The sequence below is a fragment of the uncultured Mycobacterium sp. genome (assembly GCF_964249325.1).
Lineage (GTDB): Bacteria > Actinomycetota > Actinomycetes > Mycobacteriales > Mycobacteriaceae > Mycobacterium.
Genome location: NZ_CAXUCH010000019.1, coordinates 1 through 21,330, shown reverse-complemented (window position 1 = coordinate 21,330; position 21,330 = coordinate 1). Strand labels below are relative to the sequence as shown.

At 67.4% G+C, this 21,330-nt stretch carries 19 protein-coding genes; 8 read left to right on the top strand and 11 right to left on the bottom strand.

Annotated features, from left to right (window positions below; translation table 11 throughout):
* Positions 1-64 precede the first annotated feature (64 nt).
* From ACFE99_RS04600 to ACFE99_RS04580, 5 genes are all read left to right on the top strand, one after another.
* Positions 65-613 (top strand): protein jag, encoded by a 549-nt coding sequence (locus tag ACFE99_RS04600; RefSeq protein ID WP_375482846.1) that lies wholly within the window; start codon positions 65-67, stop codon positions 611-613.
* A gap of 58 nt (positions 614-671) precedes the next feature.
* Entirely contained in the window at positions 672-1,370 is a 699-nt protein-coding gene (gene rsmG, locus ACFE99_RS04595) for a 16S rRNA (guanine(527)-N(7))-methyltransferase RsmG (RefSeq protein WP_375482844.1), read from the top strand.
* Entirely contained in the window at positions 1,268-2,344 is a 1,077-nt protein-coding gene (locus ACFE99_RS04590; protein ID WP_375482841.1) for a ParA family protein, read from the top strand. Before rsmG ends, ACFE99_RS04590 begins: the two co-directional genes overlap by 103 nt.
* Positions 2,341-3,324: a ParB/RepB/Spo0J family partition protein gene (locus tag ACFE99_RS04585; protein WP_375482839.1), complete on the top strand. Its 984-nt coding sequence runs from the start codon at positions 2,341-2,343 to the stop codon at positions 3,322-3,324. The genes ACFE99_RS04590 and ACFE99_RS04585 overlap by 4 nt, the downstream gene beginning before the upstream one ends.
* A gap of 433 nt (positions 3,325-3,757) precedes the next feature.
* Positions 3,758-4,486 (top strand): acetyltransferase, encoded by a 729-nt coding sequence (locus ACFE99_RS04580; protein WP_375482837.1) that lies wholly within the window; start codon positions 3,758-3,760, stop codon positions 4,484-4,486.
* Here the strand turns inward: ACFE99_RS04580 and ACFE99_RS04575 are convergent.
* The 8 genes from ACFE99_RS04575 to ACFE99_RS04540 form a co-directional block, all read right to left on the bottom strand.
* Positions 4,473-5,693, bottom strand: a complete 1,221-nt coding sequence (locus ACFE99_RS04575; protein ID WP_375482835.1) for an N-acetylmuramoyl-L-alanine amidase — start codon at positions 5,691-5,693, stop codon at positions 4,473-4,475. The two genes, ACFE99_RS04580 and ACFE99_RS04575, sit on opposite strands and share 14 nt — an antisense overlap.
* A 134-nt stretch (positions 5,694-5,827) precedes the next feature.
* Positions 5,828-6,175 (bottom strand): thioredoxin, encoded by a 348-nt coding sequence (gene trxA, locus ACFE99_RS04570; protein WP_324968271.1) that lies wholly within the window; start codon positions 6,173-6,175, stop codon positions 5,828-5,830.
* Positions 6,172-7,173, bottom strand: coding sequence for a thioredoxin-disulfide reductase (gene trxB / locus ACFE99_RS04565; RefSeq protein ID WP_375482833.1), 1,002 nt, complete (start codon positions 7,171-7,173; stop codon positions 6,172-6,174). Before trxB ends, trxA begins: the two co-directional genes overlap by 4 nt.
* Positions 7,174-7,259: 86 nt before the next feature.
* A complete protein-coding gene (locus tag ACFE99_RS04560) occupies positions 7,260-8,024 on the bottom strand; it encodes a hypothetical protein (RefSeq protein WP_375482831.1) in 765 nt (254 codons plus the stop codon).
* 101 nt (positions 8,025-8,125) lie between these two features.
* The gene (gene sigM, locus ACFE99_RS04555) at positions 8,126-8,722 is read right to left on the bottom strand and encodes an RNA polymerase sigma factor SigM (protein WP_375482829.1); all 597 of its coding nucleotides are present in this window, start codon (positions 8,720-8,722) and stop codon (positions 8,126-8,128) included.
* 68 nt (positions 8,723-8,790) lie between these two features.
* Positions 8,791-12,501 (bottom strand): murein biosynthesis integral membrane protein MurJ, encoded by a 3,711-nt coding sequence (gene murJ, locus ACFE99_RS04550; RefSeq protein ID WP_375482865.1) that lies wholly within the window; start codon positions 12,499-12,501, stop codon positions 8,791-8,793.
* A gap of 17 nt (positions 12,502-12,518) precedes the next feature.
* Positions 12,519-14,915, bottom strand: coding sequence for a hypothetical protein (locus ACFE99_RS04545; RefSeq protein ID WP_375482827.1), 2,397 nt, complete (start codon positions 14,913-14,915; stop codon positions 12,519-12,521).
* Between the two features lie 28 nt (positions 14,916-14,943).
* Positions 14,944-15,702: an NUDIX hydrolase gene (locus tag ACFE99_RS04540; RefSeq protein ID WP_375482825.1), complete on the bottom strand. Its 759-nt coding sequence runs from the start codon at positions 15,700-15,702 to the stop codon at positions 14,944-14,946.
* 108 nt (positions 15,703-15,810) lie between these two features.
* On the opposite strand from ACFE99_RS04540, the gene ACFE99_RS04535 reads away from it, so the two are divergent.
* Together ACFE99_RS04535 and ACFE99_RS04530 are read left to right on the top strand one after the other, a co-directional pair.
* Entirely contained in the window at positions 15,811-17,253 is a 1,443-nt protein-coding gene (locus tag ACFE99_RS04535; protein ID WP_375482823.1) for a CCA tRNA nucleotidyltransferase, read from the top strand.
* A gap of 24 nt (positions 17,254-17,277) precedes the next feature.
* Positions 17,278-17,793, top strand: a complete 516-nt coding sequence (locus ACFE99_RS04530; protein WP_375482821.1) for a pullulanase — start codon at positions 17,278-17,280, stop codon at positions 17,791-17,793.
* A 16-nt stretch (positions 17,794-17,809) separates the two neighbouring features.
* On the opposite strand, the gene ACFE99_RS04525 is transcribed toward ACFE99_RS04530, so the two are convergent.
* The 3 genes from ACFE99_RS04525 to ACFE99_RS04515 are packed head-to-tail and all read right to left on the bottom strand — an operon-like array spanning position 17,810 to position 20,610.
* A complete protein-coding gene (locus tag ACFE99_RS04525) occupies positions 17,810-18,493 on the bottom strand; it encodes a methyltransferase domain-containing protein (protein WP_375482819.1) in 684 nt (227 codons plus the stop codon).
* A gap of 44 nt (positions 18,494-18,537) precedes the next feature.
* A complete protein-coding gene (locus ACFE99_RS04520; RefSeq protein WP_375482817.1) occupies positions 18,538-19,311 on the bottom strand; it encodes a TIGR03084 family metal-binding protein in 774 nt (257 codons plus the stop codon).
* 9 nt (positions 19,312-19,320) lie between these two features.
* Positions 19,321-20,610, bottom strand: a complete 1,290-nt coding sequence (locus ACFE99_RS04515; RefSeq protein WP_375482815.1) for an MFS transporter — start codon at positions 20,608-20,610, stop codon at positions 19,321-19,323.
* Between the two features lie 126 nt (positions 20,611-20,736).
* Here ACFE99_RS04515 and ACFE99_RS04510 point away from each other — a divergent pair.
* Positions 20,737-21,330 (top strand): YqgE/AlgH family protein (locus ACFE99_RS04510; protein WP_375482813.1); only part of this gene is annotated, 594 nt, incomplete at its 3' end.

Here is a 21,330-nt window from a genome sequence, read left to right as displayed (position 1 = left end):
GCCGATGGGAATGAGCCGGTGAGGAGGGCCACCCCGGGCATGACGGGACGAGGAGAGTAGAGGCATGGCTGAGGCCGACACCACTGACCGCGAGGCGGAAGAGCAAAACTCGACGGCAGAGACACCAGATGGCGACGACCTCGAGGATCTGGAGGAGCGCTTGGTCGCCGAAGGCGAGATCGCCGGTGACTACCTGGAAGAGTTGTTGGACCTGCTCGACTTCGACGGCGATATCGACCTCGACGTCGAGGGAAACCGCGCGGTGGTCAGCATCGACGGGGGCGACGACCTCAACAAGTTGGTCGGCCGCCACGGAGAAGCGCTCGACGCGCTCCAGGAGTTGACGCGACTGGCGGTTCATCAGAAGACCGGCGTACGCAGTCGGCTGATGCTAGACATCGCAAGTTGGCGTCGCAGACGTCGGGAAGAGCTGGCCGCACTGGGCGACAAGGTCGCGCGGCGCGTGTTGGAGACCGGAGAGCGTGAAGAGCTCAGCCCGATGACGCCGTTCGAGCGCAAGATCGTGCACGACGCCGTTGCCGCGGTTCCGGGGGTACGCAGCGAAAGCGAGGGCGTCGAGCCGTTGCGTCGGGTCGTCGTGCTGGTCGACTAAGTCAAGGAAGTTACACCTGTGTAGTTTGGCGGGCGCACCCATGGCGGAAGGCCGGAGGATGTTTCACGTGAAACATGTCGCTGCGGCGGCGGCTCCCGCAGCGGCGGCGGAGATCTTCGGACCGCGACTCGAGGTGGCCGAGCGGTACGCCGAACTCCTGGCCGGCGCCGCGGTGCAGCGGGGATTGGTCGGGCCCCATGAGGCGGAGCGGGTGTGGGACCGCCACATCCTCAACGGTGCGGCGGTCGCTGAGCTACTCGACCCAGGAGACCGGGTGGTCGACATCGGGAGTGGGGCAGGCCTGCCCGGCATTCCGCTGGCGATTGCGCGGGTAGACCTCCGGGTGGTGCTCGTCGAACCGATGCTGCGCCGAAGCCAGTTCCTGCAGTCAGTAGTGTCCGAACTCGGCCTGCCCGTCGACGTCATCCGCGGACGCGCCGAAGAGCAAGCGGTGTTGGACCGGTTCGGCGGGTGCATGGACGCGGCTGTGTCACGCGCGGTGGCTGCGCTGGACAAGTTGACTCGGTGGAGCCTGCCACTGTTGCGACCAGGAGGCCGGGTACTGGCGATCAAAGGGGAGAGCGCGCGCGAGGAAGTCAACCGGCACCGGCGTGTGATGACCTCCTTGGGCGCGACCGATGTAAGGGTAGTGACATGTGGCGCGAACTACTTGGATCCGCCCGCAACCGTGGTGATAGCACGACGGACGCCAGCGCCTTGGCGGCCCCGACGCACGCCGAGAAGGCGGTTAGCGTGAACGCGCCCTACGGGCCGCCCCCGTCGGCACCGCGCCCAGCGCAGCCGCCGCCCGATGTTTCACGTGAAACGGTTTCACGTGAAACATCGGGCGAGTACGACACTCCGATCGGCGCGGCCGCCGAGCGCGCCATGCAGATTCTGCACACCACCCACGGTCGATTGCCGCGACCAGCGCAGCGCCGACTGTTTACCATCGCGAACCAGAAGGGCGGCGTAGGCAAGACCACGACCGCGGTGAATCTGGCCGCCGCGCTGGCGATTCAGGGGCTCAAAACGCTCGTCATCGATTTGGACCCTCAAGGCAATGCCAGCACAGCGTTGGGCATAACCGAGCGGCACTCGGGCACACCGTCGTCGTACGAAGTGCTCCTGGGTGAGATCCCGTTGCTTGCGGCATTGCGTCGCAGCCCCCACAGCGAGCGATTGTTCTGCGTGCCGGCGACCATCGACCTGGCCGGCGCCGAGATCGAGTTGGTGAGCATGGTGGCGCGAGAGAACCGGCTTCGCACCGCGCTCGCCGATCTGGACACCTCAGACTTCGACTACGTCTTCATCGACTGCCCACCGTCGCTGGGCCTGTTGACCATCAACGCGTTGGTCGCCGCGCCCGAAGTGTTGATCCCCATTCAGTGCGAGTACTACGCCCTTGAGGGCGTGTCGCAGCTGATGAACAACATCGAGATGGTCAAGGCACACCTCAATCCGCGGCTGGAGGTGACTACCGTGATCCTGACCATGTATGACGGCCGGACCAAGCTCGCCGACCAGGTCGCCGACGAGGTGCGGCGGTATTTCGGCGGCAAAGTCCTGCGCACGGTGATCCCGCGCAGCGTCAAGGTGTCGGAGGCGCCCGGCTACAGCATGACGATCATCGATTACGATCCCGGTTCGCGCGGTGCGATGAGTTATCTGGATGCCAGCCGTGAACTCGCTCAGCGCGATCAGCCACCAGCAGCGGAGGGACGAGCATGAACCAGCCATCACGCAAACGAGGCGGACTCGGCCGCGGCCTGGCCTCCCTGATCCCCACCAGCCCGACCGACGGAAGCCCCGACACCAGCCTGGGGCCGCGAATGGGTGACGCGGCCGCGGACGTGGTGCTCGGCGGCAACGCCCCGGTGAACGGCAACGCCGTGGGAGCGGTCTACCGCGAGATCGACCCCGCACTCATCGAGCCGAACCCCCGCCAACCGCGGCTATCGTTCGACGAAGAGGCGCTTGCGGAACTCGTGCACTCGATCCGGGAATTCGGGCTGATGCAGCCAATCGTGGTGCGGGCCTTGGACGGCTCCCAGAACGGCACCCGGTACCAGATCGTGATGGGGGAGCGGCGCTGGCGTGCCGCCCAGCAGGCGGGCATGACTGCGATCCCCGCAATCGTGCGCGAAACCGGCGACGACAGCATGCTGCGCGACGCTCTGCTGGAAAACATCCACCGCGTCCAGCTGAATCCGTTGGAAGAGGCAGCGGCTTACCAGCAGCTGCTGGACGAGTTCGGTGTTACCCACGACGAGCTGGCGGCCCGCATCGGTCGGTCCCGCCCGCTGATCACCAACATGATCCGGTTGCTGCGGCTACCGATTGCCGTTCAGCGGCGGGTAGCCGCCGGTGTGCTCTCCGCGGGACATGCCCGTGCGCTGCTGGCGCTGGAGGGCGGCCCCGAAGCCCAAGAGGAGCTGGCAGCCAGAATTGTCGCCGAGGGCATGTCGGTGCGTGCGACCGAGGAAGCGGTGACATTGGCCAACCGTGATGATGGTCCTGCGCCGGCCCAGCCGAGGCGCAAGCCGATCCAGATGCCGGGTCTGCAAGACATTGCTGAGCGGCTCTCCGGCGCGTTGGATACCCGCGTCACGGTCAGCCTCGGTAAACGTAAGGGCAAGATCGTGGTCGAGTTCGGCTCCGTGGACGACCTGCAGCGCATCGTCGGGCTGATGGACGCTGCCCAGGCATGACCAACGACACGGTGTAGTTCCGTCACTGTGACGCGCGGCCGATTCCGGCCCTATGCCACCGTCGGATTACCCTGCAGGGCAATAAGTTTCGGCTAGGGCCTGGGGCGGGGGTCATCGAGCGGTTGTACTGGCCGGGCACCGAGTACCTCTCCTATCCTGGAAGTGCTGTAGGCGTATTCCGGGTGTCGACCGTGCGGCCGCGCTTGGCGAATTCCTGCCAGCGAGACCGGCGTGAAAGGGGAGCGAGGCACGTGGCACACCCCTGCGACGGCGTGGGTCGGATAGCCCGAGCGGCACGGCCGCCAGCTGCAGCCGCACGCCGATGCTTGGTCGGGCTCCGAAGAAGCCCGGCGTCATCAGCGCTAACGATGCGTGTGGGGGCGGCCCGAGTAGCGTCGTCAGCGCCAACACCGCGCGGAGGCCGGGAAGTCTAGTGTCTGCCCGTATCACACCGCTGCGACTCGAAGCGTTCGAGCACCTGCCCAAGCATGCGCGTCGCTGCGTCTACTGGGAGGTCGATCCCGCAGCGCTGCACGCCGACGACCACCTGACCGACCCGGAATTCGAGAAGGAAGCCTGGCTGTCGATGGTGATGCTGGAATGGGGCTCGTGCGGTCAGGTGGCGACCGCAGACCCGGCTAAGTGCGGGAACAGCGAACCACCCTGCGTGGGGTACGTGCTCTATGCGCCGCCGCGGGTGGTGCCGCGGGCGCAGCGCTTTCCGACCGCTCCGGTCTCGGCCGATGCGGTGCTGCTGACCTCGATGGGGGTGGAGCCGCAGGCTGCCGAGGACCTGCGGCACAGCCTTGTCGCTCGAGTGGTCGATGAGTTGGTGCGCCGCGGCGTCCGGGCGTTGGAGGCATTCGGCCGCACCGAGGCGGTCAGCGAGCTTCAGGATGCCCACACCGCTGAGCCGGAGGTCCGGCCAGTGCTGGCGGCGATCGGTGACTGTTCGGTGGACCACTGCATCATTGACGCGGATTTCCTGCAGACCGCGGGGTTCGTCGTGGTGGCCCCGCACCGGTACTTCCCGCGGCTACGCCTGGAACTCGACAAAGGCTTGGGTTGGAAGGCCGAGGTGGAAGCGGCGTTGGAGCGGCTGCTGGAGAATGCACAGCTGCAGCAGCCCGTGGCGGCGGGCGCGTCGCCTACGAACCGCTGATGCGGCTCGCCTGCTCCACTGCAAGCTCGTGGGCCAGCAGCTCGGCAAAGGTGAACGTTCCAGTCGGCCGGTCGTTTTTACCAAGCAGGTAGAGCCGCTTGACCGCGGCAAGGATGCCCTCTGCGATGGCGTCTCTGGTCTGCGGCGTGACCAGCTTCGCTCGGTCATGCGGATTGGTGATGTAGCCGATGTCGACCTGAACGGTCGGCATCCTGGTAAGTCGCAACAGATCCCAGGTTCTGCCGTGAATGCGACAATCGCGTAAACCGGTGCGCGCCACAACTTCTCGCTGGATGAAATCGGCGAGCATGCGGCCGATTGTCGAGACCGACCCGTGCGAATTGCCGAAGTGGAAGGAAGCCACCCCGTTGGCCGATGGGCTGGCCAGGCTTGCACAGCGCAGGCTGATCATCAGGTCGGCGCCGACGGCGTTGGCGGTGGCAGCCCGCTCGGCATCCGTCGGGCTGTGGTTGGGCGGGCGGGACAGAAACGTCTCCATTCCGATGGCAGTCATCCGGCCCTCGAGCCGACTTGCCAAGTCCCACAGTATGTCGGCCTCGCTAATGGGTCCGGCTGTACCTTGAGTGATCAGTCCGTGGTCGGCGCCGCCGCGGCCGGGATCGATAATGATCCGCTTGCCAGACAGTTTCGGGCCGGAACGACGAACAAGCTCTTCTTCACGAATGGCGTGTGGAGAGCCTCCGGTGACGCGCGATGCGAGAAAATCCAAGGAACGCAACGTTTCTGGGCCGCAGATACCGTCGGCGTAGAGACCGTATTCGCGTTGATAAGACATCAGCGCATTGTGCGTCTGCAACCCGAAGTATCCGTCCACCAGACCGGTATAAAACCCGAGATCTTGCAGCCGGGACTGCAGCGTGGCGACGTCGTCGCCGTACATCGGTGCGCCGAACTGATGAAATAGTGTACGGGCCCCGAGCCGGTAGGACGCCTCTTTCAACGCGCGATAGGTCGCCTCGCCGACGATGCCGTCCACCAGCAGCCCGCGTTGTTGCTGGAAGGCTCGCACCGCCTGATCGAGTTCGGCGTCGAATATGTCGAGCGCCACTTGCTTTCCGGTGGTGAGGTCTGCCTCGGGACCGTGCAGATATCCCAGCGATGCCAGCGTGGCGCGGATCTCGGTAACGGCTGCGCTGCGGTCGCCGCAGCGTAGCTCGTCGCCGACACCACGATGCGGATTCGACATGCCAGGACCCTCCGGTGAGCCAGCCCGACTGGTGCTGCCGATGCTTGACAGGCTAGGCGGTATTGTCGCAGACGCTTCTCGAATTTAAGAAAACGCCAGGCCAATCGCCGCGAGATACAGCCGGCCGCACTGTGCTACTGGGGGCTGGGAACCACGTCGGAAAGCTCGCGCAGCAGCGCGGCCTTACCCTTGGCGCCGACGATCCGTTTGACGGGCTGACCGTCCTTGAACAGGATCAGTGTGGGGATCGAGACCACCTGGAAATCGCGGGCGGTCTCCGGGTTGGCGTCGACGTCGAGTTTGGCGACCGTGAGCTGCCCGGCCTTCTCGGCGGCGATTTCCTCGAGCACCGGCGCCACCATCCGGCACGGCCCACACCACGTCGCCCAAAAATCAACGAGCACAGGCGTTTTGCTGGACAACACCTCCGTCGCGAAGGAAGCGTCGGAGACTTCGACTGGGGCGCTGGTGTTCTCGGTCATCTCGGTACTCCAATCAGATCGGTGTCGGTGCCGGCCTCGGTTTCGGCGCCCCCGTCGGACTCTGCACGCTCGGCTAACCAGCGCTCGGCGTCAATCGCCGCGGCGCATCCGGTGCCGGCGGCAGTAACGGCCTGCCGATAGCTGCGGTCCACCAAGTCGCCGGCGGCAAACACACCGTCGACTGAGGTGCTCGTGGTGGGCTGCTTGACCAGCACATAGCCGTCCTGGTCGACGTCGACGGCTTCGCGGACCAGCTCCGAGCGCGGGTCGTGGCCGATGGCGACGAACACGCCGGTCACGGCCAGCTGGGATTCTTCGCCGGTGATCGTGTTGCGTAGCCGCAGCCCGGTGACCGTGCTGTCGCCCTCGACGGCGACGACGACGTGGTTGGTGATGAAGCGGATCTTGTCGTTGCTGCGGGCGCGGTTGAGCATGATCTTGGACGCCCGGAACTCTTCGCGGCGGTGCACGATCGTCACGCTGCGGGCAAAGCGGGTCAAAAATGTCGCCTCTTCCATCGCCGAGTCACCGCCGCCGATAACGGCGATGTCCTGGTCGCGGAAGAAGAACCCGTCGCACGTCGCGCAGGAACTCACGCCCCGGCCCAGGAGGTCCTGCTCGCCGGGCACGTGCAGGTAGCGGGCGGCCGCGCCCATCGCCAGGATCACGGCGCGGGCGTGGTAGGTCTGTCCCTCAGCAGTCACGACCGACTTGATCGGGCCCTCGAGAAAGACCGATTCGACGTCTTCCATCCGCAGAGCGGCGCCGAACCGCTGGGCTTGCTCGCGCATTTCGTCCATCAATTCCGGGCCGGTGATGCCGTTGCGAAAGCCGGGGTAGTTCTCCACATCGGTTGTCGTCATCAGCGCGCCGCCGAACGAGGTGCCCTCGAACACCAGTGGTGCCAGTTGCGCCCGCGCCGCATAAATGGCTGCGGTGTAGCCGGCGGGGCCCGATCCGATGATGATCACGTCGTGCACAGTGCTGGGGGCGGTCATACAGGCCTTTCGCGTAGGAAGCTGGCTTCGACAAAGCAACTTCAGGTGTTGCAACGCCAGCGTAGGCGGTGCTGTTCCGCACAACGCTATGGGCGGCCAACGGCCGTGTCGGCCAGCAGACCGGTGTCGGCTTCGGTGCAGTTCGTTGCCACTGCCAGCACGGTGAGCCGGTCAGGGCTGTCCCCGGGAAGCACCAGCAACACGGCTGGCCGGCCGCTGACCTCGACGGGCCGGGCCCCCAGCACCTCGGTGGCGCCCGAATAGCCCAGTCCGGTCAGGCATGAGGCGCGGCGGGTGGGGTCGTTCAGCGGGCCGTAGTCCGGGCGGCTCCGGAGCATTCCGAGGATTTCGGGAGGCGACAGCGGAATCGTTGCCGGCGGCCGCGACACCGTGATGTGCCGGGCGGTGCTCGGCGCGCTCGGCGTGGGCGCAGGACTGTGCAGCAGGGCCACGGTGCCCACACCGATCGCAGCGACAGCGGCGGCGACGCCGGCTGCGGCGGCAGCTATCCGTGTCGGACGGCTGTGCGGCCGCAGCGCATGGGCGGCGCCGGACGGTCGCGCCGGGCCAGTCGCGGAGCGCAGCGCCGCCGTGATCCGAGCGACGACATCCGGGGGAGTGTCGGGCGCCGATTGCGAGTCTGCGCCTAACGCTGCGAGATCACGGCGGACGTGGTTGAGGGCTCGTAGCGCCTCTTGAGCGGCTGGATCGGCCCGGATTTGCTTTCGTACCCGCGCCGCCTCGTCGTCGCCGAGCAGACCGGCTTGAAGGTCGGCGAGCAGCTCCACCGTCAGCGGCGGATCGGAGCCCGCCGCACCGTCGTGCGCGGCATCGTTGTCAGCTTCAGCCATCCGCCCCAGTGTCCGTTATGCACAGGCTGACCGCTATGCACACGCCGGACGACGACGCAGAAGGTGCCTCGGAAAAAGGAGCCGGGCAGGCGACGAGGACGCTAACGCGCCGGACGCCGAGCGGAATCGGTGACGGGCTCGGCGGCCAGGTCGGTCGCGAGGTAACCGAGCAGCGCCGCCAGGCGGGCCCGCGCGCGGGCACATCGACTTTTGACGGTGCCTTCGGCGACGCCGAGCATGCGGGCAGTATCGGCGATGGAGTAACCCTGCATGTCGACCGCGACCACTGCGGCCCGCTGCTCGACGGGTAGTCGCATCAGCGCCCGCTGGACCGCGATTGCCGTGTCGACCTGGGCCGTTCGGTCCGGCACCGGATGGACGTCGTCGAGTGGAGCCGTCGGGTGAGCCTTGCTGCGGCGCAGCCGATCCAGGCAGGCATTGACCACGATGCGGTACAGCCAGCTGCTGACTGCGGCGTCGTGCCGGAACGAACGCGCACCGCGATGCGCCGAGAGCATCGCGTCCTGTAACGCGTCCTCGGCGTCCTCGTGATTGCGGCTGGTCAAGCGGGCAAGGCGGTGTAGCTGCCGGTGATGACGAGCGAACAGCTCTGCGAACGCATGACGGTCGCCGGCGACGTGAGCGGCCAGCAGTTCGGCGTCGCTGCGTTGCTGCCGAACCTGCGCTCCCAAGCCCACGGCCGGACAGTAACGAATCGCCGTGGCTGCAGCACTTCACCCCAAAGGGCGAGTGCGGTTGACAGCACTTACGACGCGGCTTGCACCGTGATCTCGGAGATTTCCGAGCGGTTTTTGCCGGCGGTGCTTCCCAGCGTCGAGATCCATACCAGCAGGTTGGACGTCGGCGACGCCGCCTTGACCGGGATGCTGTTGTGACCGGGTTGCAACGCCGTTGGCGGCGTCAGCACCGCGGTGTCGTCCAGCTTGGCCGGTGTCGGTGTCGGCGACGAGCGAAGCTCGACCTTGGTTCCGGTGCTGGCGGTGTCGATGGTGACGTTGCCGACCACCGTGGGTGTCGGCAACTGCAGCAGCAGCCCGACACCGCTCTTGAAGCTCGGAAACGGGACGGCGTCGGTGTAGGTGTCGGTCGTCCAGGCGGTGGCCGGATTACCGTCGATCGCCAGGCCGGCTTGGCCAGGGGAGTCGGGGTCGCCGCCCGGGGAGAAGACGGTGGCCTTCACCGGTTTGACCGTGCTGCCCGCGGCAGCCGAATCGCCAGCCGCAGTCGCGCTCGACGATGGCGCATTGAGTCCCAGCCGGTCTTTGTCGAGGCCACCGCCGAGGTCGCCGAACATCCGGCCCAGCACGGACGCCAGCAGCAACAAGACCACCGCGATGACCGCGACCCCGGCGCCGATGCTGGCCATCACGATGCGACGGTGCCGGGCGGCGGCTTCATCGGAGCCGGACAGCGAAGGGCCCAGCGGACTGGAAGCCCCGCGCGGCGGCACCGGTTCTTTGATCGGACTCAGCAGATCAGTGCGGTCGGCCACCGCGGTCGCCTGCTGGAGGAGGTTCAAAAGCGTTGACGCGCTGCGTATTCCACCACCCTCCTGGACCGCATGGACCGCTGCTGCGGAGATCTGGAAGGGAATGTCGGGGTCAAGGGCGCTGGGTTCGACGGGCTGACCAAGTGAGTTCCGCTCGGCGGGGGCCAGACCGCTGCGCACTCCGGACTCCGGCAGCGGCCACCGGTTGACGAGCAAGGCATACAGCGCGGCGCCGATTCCGCGGATGTCGTCTTCGGGGGTGGCGTCGGGCATGGTCGCCGGAAATGCCAGCACCACGTCACCGGAAATGCTGACTCGGACCCGGCTGGGGTGGTCGATTGACAGCGCGACGCCGGCGTGGTGAGCGGCTTCGGCGGCCGCAGCCAGCGACTGCATCGCGCGGGCGGCGCCGACCGACGACGGAGAGGTGTCGGCGACCTCCTGCAGGGAGCCGCCGCGGACCCACTCAGCAACCACCAAACCGCCATTGCCGGTACGGATGACGTCGAGCACTCTGGCGATGCCCGGCTTGTCGATGCGGCTGAGCCGCATTGTGCGCGAAAGGATTGCTTGTAATTGGTGTTCTGACAATGCGCCGTCGGGGTCGACGAAGGTCAGTGCGACCTGTCGATTCAGCGCCGTGTCCAGCGCCTGCCAGAACTGCAGCGGGGGAGCTCCGCCGTGGAAGACCAGCAGACGATAGCGACCGTCGGCGATCCGGGCGCCGGGTACCAGATGGACGACATCTTGCCGTGACGACGGTTCGGGGGCCGGTTCCCGGGGGGCGTCGAAAGCAAGCGGCTCGGGATCCCTCGGCGAGGTGCTGGACGTATCGCGTGCAATGTCACCGTTGGGTCGATGCGCAGCTTTCGACATCGGCGGCGCGTCAACGTCGAAGTCAGCCGGGATATCGGGTTGGAAGTCGTCGGCGACCGGTGACGACGGGGGCCGGGGTGAAGCGGGCCGATCGGGTGCCGGCGGCGGCGATGCGGGCGGGCGAGGACCGGGCCCATCGGATCCGGGTCGCCGCACCGGCTCGATATCAGGTGCCGACGAGGCGCGCTCGGCTGGACGGTCGGTCACCGCTGGTCCTTTCCGTCTGCCCTCTCCAGCTATGTAATCGGGAGGCCCCCGCCGGATCAGTTCCGGGACCGGAAACCCCCCCGGCGTGAACGAATTCCTTTGATCAGCGTACGTGACCCGACTGCGGTGACGCTGGTGATCGTCGAGCCGGCCGGCGGCCCTGGCGGGCAGAGGCCCGCGGCTAATGCGGCGCAGCATGGCATCCAGCGCTGCCTGCGCCTCGGGTACCCGTGCGCGGATCATGACCGCGCCAATGACCGGCAGCATGAGCACCGCCAATGCCAACAGCCGCAGCAGCGAGCCCGCGCCACCGCCGTGTGTGGTTAGCGCACCGAGGCCCAGCAGCCAGTCCGCGACGTGAGCAATGAGGCCGGCCAGCAACGACGCCGCGACCGTCACCAGAATGGTCCGCACCTCGTCGACGCCGACCAGGTGACCGCTCAGGGGCCGCAGTGCCCGCCGCAGCAGGTAGTAACCGACAATCGCGCCGGCCAAAAACCCGAGCCCGTTGGCCAACCCTAAATAGCCGGCGACCAGCTCGCGGTTGTCGGTCATGTGCGGCGCCAATAGTGACGCGATGACCTTGACCGTGGTAATCACCACGATGATCACGATCGGCGTCCAGGGCTGCTCGCGCGCATAGAACACCCGCAGCTGCAACAGCACCAATGCGTAGGGGACCAAGGTGAACGCCGACAGCGCGATCGCCGCGCCCAGGTGGCTCGCGTCGACATTGCCGAAGCGACCGTAGGCGAACAGCGCGCTTCCGATCGCCGGGCCCGCCACCGTCATGAACGCCACCGTCGGGATCAGCGTGATCATCGTCAGCCGGGTGGCCAGCGACAGGTCGGCCAGCACGGCCGGAATGTCGTCGGCGGCTGCGTTCCGGCTCAGCCGCGGCATCACCACCGTGAGCACGGTGACGCCGATCATCCCGAACGGCAGCATCAGCACCAGCCACGTGTAGTTGTAGATCGCCGGACCGGAGGCCGCGGCGCTGCTGGCGATCTGGTTGCCGATTACCAGACCCAGCTGGCTGATGAGCACGTACAGCACCATCGCCGCTGCCATCGCCCCGAAGCGTTTGAGCCGGTCGTCGATGCCCCACAGCGGACGCAGGCTGATGCGCTGGCGCCGGATCGACACCAGCAACACCGCGGTCTGCGCAAACACCCCCAGCGTGGTGCCGATGCCCAGCACCAGCAGCTTGGCGTTACCCATCCGCACCGGGTCGACCGACAGCTGGCCCGGTACCGCCAGGTAGACACCCAAGGTGGCGATCGCGACGACGTTATTGACGACGGGCGCCCAGGCCGGCGGCCCGAAGACGTTGCGCGTGTTGAGGATCGCCATGAATACCGACGACAAGCCGTAGAAGATGACCTGCGGCAGCAGTAGGTAGGCAAACGCTGTGGTCAGTGGCTCGTTGACAAGTGGGTCGTGGCCTAGCATCAATCGCACCAGCAGCGGGGCGGCAGCCACCGACAACGCGGTGGTCACCAGCAGCAAGGTGGTGGCCAGGGTGACCAGCCGCCGCACGAACGCCGCGCCGCGGTCGGGGTCGTCTTGCTCCGCGCGGGCCAGTACCGGCACGAAGATCGCGGTGAAGGTTGCTTCCAGCACCAGCGCGGCCACCAGGTTGGGCAGCTGATTGGCCACCGAGAAGGCGCTGGACAGTGCCGCGCCGAGAAGTGCGGCCAGCAACACGATCCGCGCGAACCCGGTGAGCCGGCTGACCAACGTGGCGAATGCCATTCCCCAGGACCGCGACACCAGCGCGGCATCGGAGAGCTCCTGCCGCCCCTGGGGCGCTACCCCGGGGGGTGGCCGTGTTGGGCCTGGCGGGACGGGCCGCCGCGGCGGTGGCTGGGCCGGTGGCGGCATGCGCTGACCGGCGAAACTCATACGCGGTGCTCTTCGTCCACGCGCTCAGCAACGCCGTCTTCGGCGTACCGCGCATCATCGGGATCCGGACGGTCAAGGTCGGCGGGGTCGGGCTGGCCACGGAAACGGTGCCATAGCCGCCGTCCGGCCAGCGTGACCAGAACAGCAGCGGCGGTCAGCGTGATCGCGAACAGTACCTTGCCGTAGGCGTTGGAGTGCACCGACAACCGCACCGGCTCGCCCAGCGCCAGCCCGTCCGGCGTGCGCAGCGACACGTCGACGGCGACGCGCTGGGTGAAGTTCACTTCGATCGGCACCCGCAGCGGAAGGTAGCCGGGCGGCAGCTCGATTTCGCCGATGTCGGTCACCGACATCCCCGGTGGCGCGTCGACCTGTAGGCGGACCCGGATCGGGACACCCAAGCCGTTGTGTAAAGCCAACGGCAGTGGACTGTGTTCGGTGGCCAGCGTGTACGAGCCGCCGGGGTTGACGATCGTGACCGCGCCGAAGAGGTCGTCGACAGCGTGTCCGAGGATGTCCAGTCGTTGGTGCGCCAGCCCATTACGGGTGTCGGGGGGCTCAGTCTGGCTCACCGCGCGCAACATGTCCTCGCGCAGCGGCGCGGTGTAGGCGGCGCCGGTCAACCCGGTTCGGGCGTCGGTGGTCAGCGCCGCGGTCAAGCCCCACACCCGCCCAACCTCGCCGGCGATCTCAGTGGTGACCTGGTCGTCGAACCGGCCGGCTGCGGCAGCGTCGGCGCTGATCGGCACAGGTGTGGCGGCGACGCCCTGGGCGTCGGCGATCACCGTCGGCAGCGGTCGCGGGACCGCTAGCCCGGAACGGATCGAGGTGGCCAGAGTGCTGAGAATGGCCTGGGCGTCGTTGCCCGAGAGGTTCCAGGCCGCCGGTGGCATCAAGATCTGGACGCGGGCCGCGGCGGCGGGTTCCAAGCTCCGCCACAGCATCGACGCCAGCGCGTCCTGCCGGCGAGCGGCGTCCGAGTCATGGCGCAGCCGTACGGCCAGTGCGCTGCCCAGGTAGGTCGGCGCCACGGGATCAGCGCCGGCCGCGGCCAATGCCGCGGCGACGGCCGGGTCGAACGGCGTGATGACTACGTGCGGGGCCACCCGCCGCGGCTCGACGTTCGCGACGCCACCAGTGTCCTGCTCGGAGAGGTCAGCAGCCGCGACCACCACCGCGTTGCCGCTGCTATTGAGCAGATCGGCGGCCCGGCGGGTCAGTGGACCCTCTGACATCAAGGTAGCGCCCCGAACGGAGGTTACCCCGAGTATCTGGTCGACAATGTCAGCGGCATTGCTGGTCGCGGCGGCGCTCAGCCCGGGATCGGCGACGCGCTGCACGGCGTCGAGATCAGCGTGGGCGTACGGAGTCGGGGCGACACACATCCGGTGCGCCAGCGCGCGTAGCCGGTCCAGCCAGTTCACGGCGGCTGCCTGCCCGGTGCCGGGACGGGTAGGGGTACCGGGCTGTTGTGCGCTGCTGTCGGCGGAGTTAGAGACGACGTAACCGCCGGTCATCGCGTTGGCCGTGACAAGCAGGTCGGGGTCCACGGCCAAACATAACGAGCGGCCGACCGTGCCGTCCGGGTCGACGTCGCGGCTGGTTGCGAACTCGACAGAGGACAGCAGAACGTCGAGCCGTCCGCCGGTGGCCAGTGAGGCCGCCAGCTCGTCGTCCATCAGCCGCACCGGGAAGCTGCCGCCGGGTGCGCCCGGAGACAGCCGAGGACGGTCGGCCAGCGGCCAGAGCATGGTGATTTGCACCGGCTTGGACGTGTCGGGCGCGACGACGGAGCTCAACGGGTCGGTGAAGGTCTTAGTCGGCTCGGGCGGCACCCCCATCACCGGCAGCAGGAATCGGGCGTTGTCCAGCCGGGCAGGCGCGCCGTAGTCGGGGGTGGCGTTGACGTTGATCAGCAGTGGATACACGCCGGGCTGATCGATGGCCAGCGACGGCTTGGTCAACGACCGCACCGGGGCGGACAGCGTGAACCCGCTCTTTTGTCCGCGCTGCAATTCCGTTGCCACGGTGAGGAAATCCGCAGCCGGCTGGTACTGGTCGGTGCCGCCGTCGAGGCTGGTGCGCAAGGCCGCCGACGAGGTGACCGCCGGAGCGTGCTCGAGGCGAACCATCACGTCGCGAACCGGGCGATCGCCGACATTGATGACGGTTCCCTTGACGGTGACGACCGGCTCGCTGGTGGTGGTGACGACGTCGGGGGTCACCTGGTCGACGCGGATTTGAACGAACGGGGTCGTGCCGGGTTCGCCCGCGGCGGCGCGCGGCGCGGCGGTGGGCACGATGAGGAGGGCGAGTATGCCGGCCACTACGGCGAGGCACGAGGCGGCCGCCCGCGAAAGCCGCGGCTGGGTCAAAGCGCCGCTCCTCCTCATCGCTACGCTCTGCATCGTCGCCGGCGGGTCACGGCCCTGGACCGCGACCGTTCTTCCGGCCCGGTGCGGGTTCATCGGACCGACGGCGGTGGGCGTGCGAATGCGTCTGTGGGCGCCGTCGCGGTGAGCTCGGCGGCAGCGGCGGCAGTGCGTCCGGACCGTCCGTTTGCAGCTTGTCGATCAGTTCGTGGGCCACCTCAGCCAGCCGCCGCTCGTCGGCGTAGGCCAACTTGGAGGGCAATTCGCGTATCGGCACCCACGCCACCTCGGCGACCTCGACGTCGTCGTCAGACAATTCTCCGCCGGAGAACCGCATCAGATAGTGGTGCACGGTCTTGTGCACCCGCCGCCCATCGGTGACGAACCAGTAATCGATGCTGCCCAGCGCGGCAAGCACACTGCCGCGGACGCCGGTCTCTTCGGCGACTTCGCGCATAGCGGTCTGCTCAGCCGTTTCGCCGACTTCGATGTGGCCCTTGGGCAGTGACCACAGCATCCGCCCGCGCCGATCGATGCGACCGATCAAGGCCGCAACCTGTTCTTCGCGCGGCCGGTCGATACCGTCGATCACCAATCCGCCCGCGGAGGTTTCATGAACCGTGCGCAGTCGCTCGGGTCCGCGGCGCGACGCGCGGGAGCGGGACGATTTCGCTGAACCGGCATCCGATGCCGCGGTGGCGCCGTCGGCCGCCTGGTTGGCTGAGCGGTGTTCGGACGAACCGGCCGCGCGCCGACCGCGACGCCTGCCCCGGCGTCGACGAGCTTTGCCTTGTTCGTCGTCCGACACCCAAGCGATAGTAGCTGGCGCAGTTGCGCGTTCCTGGGCCACTCGCCGGTAGCCGGCCGCGCGACCGCCGCACGCGGCGGCATCGTCGCACGACTAGGCTCATCGAACGTGCCCGACACCGCCCAAGACGCCGACCTGCTGACCGCAGCTGCGGTGGCGTTGAACGTGCACGCCGGGCTGTTGCGCGAGCTGGGGGCATTGTTCGCCGATGCTGGCCATGAGCTGTATCTGGTCGGAGGATCGGTGCGCGACGCGGTGCTTGGTCGGCTCAGCCCCGACCTCGACTTCACCACCGACGCCCGGCCCGAGCAGGTACAGGCGATCCTGCGGGGCTGGGCCGATGCGTTGTGGGACACCGGGATCGAGTTCGGCACGGTCGGCGTCGGCAAAGGCGATCACCGCCTCGAGATCACCACGTTTCGCGCCGACCGCTACGACCGAGTATCACGCAACCCGCAGGTGCGTTTCGGAAACCGCCTCGACGACGATCTGGCCCGCCGCGACTTCACCGTCAATGCGATGGCGGTGCGCGTCACCCCAAGCGGGCCCGGTGAATTCGTCGATCCGCTGGGCGGTTTGGCGGCCCTGCGTGCCGGGGTGCTGGACACGCCGGCGACCCCGGAGGAGTCGTTCGCCGACGACCCGTTGCGGATGTTGCGCGCTGCGCGGTTCGTTTCGCAGCTGGGCTTCAGCGTCGCCCCGCGGGTGCGCTCGGCGATCGAAGACATGGCGCCGCAACTGGCCCGGATCACCGCCGAACGGGTAGCCGCGGAATTGGACAAGCTGCTGCTCGGCCAGGACCCGGTGGCCGGCATCGACTTGCTGGTGCAAACCGGGATGGGTGAGGTCGTGTCGCCCGAAGTCGGCGCCATGCGGATGGCCATCGACGAACACCACCAACACAAAGACGTCTACCAGCATTCGCTGCGGGTATTGCAGCAGGCCATCGACCTCGAGGACGAGGGCCCGGATCTGGTGTTGCGCTGGGCCGCGCTGTTGCATGACATCGGCAAGCCCGCCACCCGCAAGCACGAACCCGACGGCAGGGTCAGCTTTCACCACCACGAGGTGGTCGGCGCCAAGATGGCCCGCAAACGTCTGCGGGCGCTGAAGTACTCGAAACAGATGGTCGAGGATGTCTCCCAGCTGGTGTACCTGCACTTGCGGTTCCATGGCTACGGCGAGGGCAAGTGGACCGATTCGGCGGTGCGCCGCTACGTGACCGACGCGGGTCCGCTGCTGCCGCGGCTGCACAAGCTGGTGCGCGCCGATTGCACGACCCGCAACCCGCGCCGGGCCGCCCGACTGCAGGCCAACTACGACCGGCTGGAGGCGCGGATCGCTGAACTGGCCGCCTTGGAGAACCTGGCGCGGATACGCCCCGATTTGGACGGCAACGAGATCATGGCGATCCTCGATATCCCGCCCGGCCCGCAGGTGGGTGAGGCGTGGCGCTACCTCAAAGAGTTGCGGCTAGAACGTGGGCCGTTGACTCGAGAGGAAGCGACTGCCGAGCTGCTGTCCTGGTGGAAGGCACGCGGGAACCGGTAACAGCCAGGAGGCGTCGTTAATCGCATGGAGTACTGCCTTGGCGGTGAAGACGGCGCGGCCAGAATCTGGGACGGCCAGCCGGACCTAGACCTCGACCATGACGGCCGGTTCGACGCGGTGGGGCTGGACTTCGACGGCGACGGGCTCCGCGACGACGCGTTGGCCGATTTCGACGGCGACGGATTGGCTGACCATGCCGTGCTGGATCTCGATAACGACGGCACCGCGGAGAGCTACTTCACCGATGACGGAACCGGGACATGGTCGGTTGCCGTGGACCGGAGTGGGCAGCTGCGGTGGTTCGGACTCGACGGGGTGGAGCACACTGGCGGCCCGCTGGTCGACTTCGACGCCGACGGCCGCGCTGATGACCGGCTGGTGGACGCCGACGGCAACGGTCTGGCCGACCGGGTGATGCTGGCCGCTGATAGCGGCGGCTACGACACGGCCTATGTCGACAGCGACGGCGACGGGCAGTGGGACGTCAAGCTCACCGACAGCGACGGCGACGGTGCCGCCGACGCCGCCACGGCCCTGTAAGCGACTAAGCGCCCTTTCAGTCATGTGGACTGATCTGGGTAACGCAGAACAAGCGTCGCGGTAGCTCGCCCTCACAGAACTCACGCACATCGGCGAGTTCCCATCCCGCGGCCAACTCGTCGGCGAGTTGGCTCGAGAAGTAGTGAACGGCGAAGCCGCCGTGCTCGTAGATGTCGTCGCCGTGCGCGATGCCGGCCCGGTAATGCGCGTCGCCGGTGTGCCGAACGGTGTAGATGAATACGCCTCCGGGCCGCAACACTCGCCGGACGTCATCGACGATAGCGCGAATAGTGTTGGTAGAAAATGCCATACATAGCAGCATGTGTGCGAATACCGCATCGACGGATGCTGTAGCTATCGGTAGCGGAGAGCGAACATCGTGTTCTGTCACCGCAATTCGATCACCTAGCCCGAGCGTCTTGGCGGTGTCGGTCAGCTGTCGCAGTGCTGTCGCGCTGAAATCAACAACATGAGTTTTAATCCCATTGCGCGCGAAGAACAATGCGTCGCGTCCGTGCCCGCCACCAAGATCGAGAAGTGTGGTGACAGCGGTGGAGCCGAACACTTCCATCGCATACTTCGCGGCTGCGGACGGCTCCGTGCCGTAAAGGCCGGGATGGCTGGCGTAGGTCTGTTCCCAGTGCGCGCGTTGCCCGGCCGCCAAACACGCTTCGCGGTCATCTCCCGGCACAGCGCTCATCGCCGGAGTCCGATGGGCCGCGTCTCTTCGAGCGCTTCGCGCGCTCATCGCCCAGGCCCCGGAGGGCCGGCGAAAGCTTGCGCGATCCCCAGCCACCGCTGTGCGTCGGCGCCGTGTGCCGTGATGTCGAGCGAGCCGAGCGGGCGTCGCTGCGTGACCAGAAAGCAGAAGTCTTCCGCCGAGCCCGTGACGCGCTGGGCCGCATCTGCAGGTCCCCACGACCAGGTGCTCCCGTCCGGGGCGCGTAGCTCGACCAGAAACGGCTCGGCCGGCGGCGTAAGCCCATTGACCACGAAGGAGTAGTCGCGGGTGCGCACACCCAGATGCGCAATGGAACGCAGCCGCGCTGTGGCCGGCCGTTTGACGCCGAGAGCGTCGGCGACGTCCAGTCCGTGCGCCCACGTTTCCATCAGCCGCGCCGTAGCCATCGACGCCGCGCTCATCGGCGGCCCGAACCACGGCAGTTTGCGGCCGTCGGGAACGGTCAGCAGCGCCTCATGCAGCTGCGCGCGGGTGAGCCGCCAGTCGGCCAGCAGCACCGCTGGCGACCTGGTGGCCATTTCGTCGGCGCCCTCGTCGACAAAGCCCATGGGATTGGCGGCGGCGGCCGCCAGCACATCGGCGAATCGGACCTCGTCGGTGACCGCGGTGAGCGCGACACAGTCCGTCCACAACAGGTGTCCTACCTGGTGGGCGATGGTCCAGCCAGGCGCCGGCGTCGGCTCTGCCCAGCGCCCGTCGGCAAGCGGCGCCACCAACGCATCCAGCTCGTCGCTCTCAGCGCGCAAGTCGTCCACGATCGGGCCCGGACCGGCCATGGATGTACCTTAGCGATCGCTCACTGGCTGCCCGCGCCGGGCGACCGTGGCATGGACGAGGAGCCCGACAAGGTAGAGCACCGTACCGGTCAACGCCAGCGCCGGTGAACGCCCGTCGGGCCGAATCACTAACGCCGCCAAGCTAACCGCGACGATGAACGAGAACCAAAACAGCGAATCCTGGACCGTGAACACGTGGCCACGCAAGCCGTCGTCGACGTCGATCTGCATCGCGGTGTCAGCGCACAGCTTCACAACCTGGCCGATGATGCCCAGCAGAAATCCGCACAGCACCATGATCGGCAATTGCAAGGTGGCCGCGGCGATCTGGATGACGGCCCCGGTCGCCAAGGCAGCGTTGGCGGTGGCGTAGCGGCCCCACCGCCGCACCGCCGGCGGGGTCAACGCGTTGGCTAGAAAAGACCCCGCCCCGGTCGCGGCGACAAACATCACCGCGGTACCCAACCCCCCAACGGCCACCGCGCCCATATGCCGGACGAGCACCAGCACCAACAGCGTATTGATGCCGAACACCATCCGATGCGCCACCAGTCCTGAAAGGGTGGCGGCCACCGACGGGCGGTCCAAGACCGTCCGCGCGCCATGCAACCAGCCGGTGATGACCGCGTAGATCACCGACCCGTGAACGGCGCGGTTGCCGTCATCAGGCCCCAGCGCGCGAGCAGTAAACCGCAGCGACAACCACAGGGCGATCGAGACCGGGATCGCAACGAGAAAAATAATGGACGCCGAGCCGTTGTCGCCCGCCCCAATAAGCCAGCGCGGGAACAGCATGAAGTTGGCGCCGACGAACGCGGAGACCGCGCCGGTGGCATTGGCAACCGAATTCATGGTGACCACTTGCTCGCGCGGTACCACCTGCGGCAAGGCCGCCGACAACCCGGAAGCGACGAAGCGGCCGAAGCCGTTGACGATCAGTGCGCCGCACAGCACCACCCAATCGCTGGCCCCGACGGCCAAGAAGGCACCCACCGCAGCGATCGACACCAGGCGACCGACGTTGGCGCCGACCAGCACCAGCCGCCGATCCCAATGGTCCATCAGCGCCCCGGCAAACGGACCGAGCAACGAATACGGCAAAAACAGCACCGCGAAAGCACCCGCGATCGCCAACGGACTGGTTGCCCGGTCTGGGTTGAACAGCAGCGCCCCGGCCAGCGTCGCGGCGAACAGCCCGTCACCGAACTGACTGGCGACGCGCAGCTCCAGCAGTCGCCAGAAGTCAGGCAAACGACGCACTGAACGCCACACCGTGGCGGGCGCGCGGATGTCAACCACAAGACCTACTTCCGCGATCGCCGCGGTCAGCCCACGAGCGACCGCAACTTGCAACCAGCGTACAAATCTCGGCTCTGAGCGCCCTTGTTCGCCACCACAACTGCGTGCTGGTGCCATGATGGTGATGTGGCGCAGCACGAAGATCCCGAAGACTATGTCGCACCTGCCGCCCACCGAGTGCGATCGGGCACTTTGCTGCTGGCGAGTACCGACCTGCTGGAGCCGACGTTCCGGCGCAGCGTGATCTACGTCGTCGAGCACAACGACGGCGGAACCTTGGGAGTGGTGCTCAACCGGCCCAGCGACACCGCTGTCTACAACGTGTTGCCCCAGTGGGCCAAATTGGCGGCCAAGCCCAAGACGATGTTCATCGGAGGCCCGGTGAAACGTGACGCTGCACTGTGTCTGGGGGCGCTGCGGGTGGGCGCCGACCCGCAGGGCATCCCCGGGCTGAGGCACGTCAGCGGGCGCATCGTGATGGTCGACCTGGAAGCCGACCCCGAGGCGATTGCTCCACTGCTGGAAGGGGTGCGGATCTTCGCGGGCTACTCAGGTTGGACCATCGGTCAGCTCGAAGGCGAGATCGAGCGCGACGACTGGATCGTCTTGTCGGCGTTGCCTTCTGACGTCTTGGCCGGGCCGCGGGTGGACCTGTGGGCGCGGGCGCTGCGGCGCCAGCCGCTGCCGCTGTCGCTGCTCGCCACCCACCCCATCGATGTC

Coding starts and splice junctions, on each gene's coding strand:
- ACFE99_RS04600 (WP_375482846.1), top strand. CDS start 65: ATGGCTGAGGCCGACACCACTGACCGCGAGGCGGAAGAGCAAAACTCG.
- rsmG (WP_375482844.1), top strand. CDS start 672: ATGTTTCACGTGAAACATGTCGCTGCGGCGGCGGCTCCCGCAGCGGCG.
- ACFE99_RS04590 (WP_375482841.1), top strand. CDS start 1,268: ATGTGGCGCGAACTACTTGGATCCGCCCGCAACCGTGGTGATAGCACG.
- ACFE99_RS04585 (WP_375482839.1), top strand. CDS start 2,341: ATGAACCAGCCATCACGCAAACGAGGCGGACTCGGCCGCGGCCTGGCC.
- ACFE99_RS04575 (WP_375482835.1), bottom strand. CDS start 5,693: ATGTCGAATCCGCATCGTGGTGTCGGCGACGAGCTACGCTGCGGCGAC.
- trxA (WP_324968271.1), bottom strand. CDS start 6,175: ATGACCGAGAACACCAGCGCCCCAGTCGAAGTCTCCGACGCTTCCTTC.
- trxB (WP_375482833.1), bottom strand. CDS start 7,173: ATGACCGCCCCCAGCACTGTGCACGACGTGATCATCATCGGATCGGGC.
- ACFE99_RS04560 (WP_375482831.1), bottom strand. CDS start 8,024: ATGGCTGAAGCTGACAACGATGCCGCGCACGACGGTGCGGCGGGCTCC.
- murJ (WP_375482865.1), bottom strand. CDS start 12,501: ATGCCGCCACCGGCCCAGCCACCGCCGCGGCGGCCCGTCCCGCCAGGC.
- ACFE99_RS04545 (WP_375482827.1), bottom strand. CDS start 14,915: ATGAGGAGGAGCGGCGCTTTGACCCAGCCGCGGCTTTCGCGGGCGGCC.
- ACFE99_RS04530 (WP_375482821.1), top strand. CDS start 17,278: ATGGAGTACTGCCTTGGCGGTGAAGACGGCGCGGCCAGAATCTGGGAC.
- ACFE99_RS04525 (WP_375482819.1), bottom strand. CDS start 18,493: ATGAGCGCTGTGCCGGGAGATGACCGCGAAGCGTGTTTGGCGGCCGGG.
- ACFE99_RS04520 (WP_375482817.1), bottom strand. CDS start 19,311: ATGGCCGGTCCGGGCCCGATCGTGGACGACTTGCGCGCTGAGAGCGAC.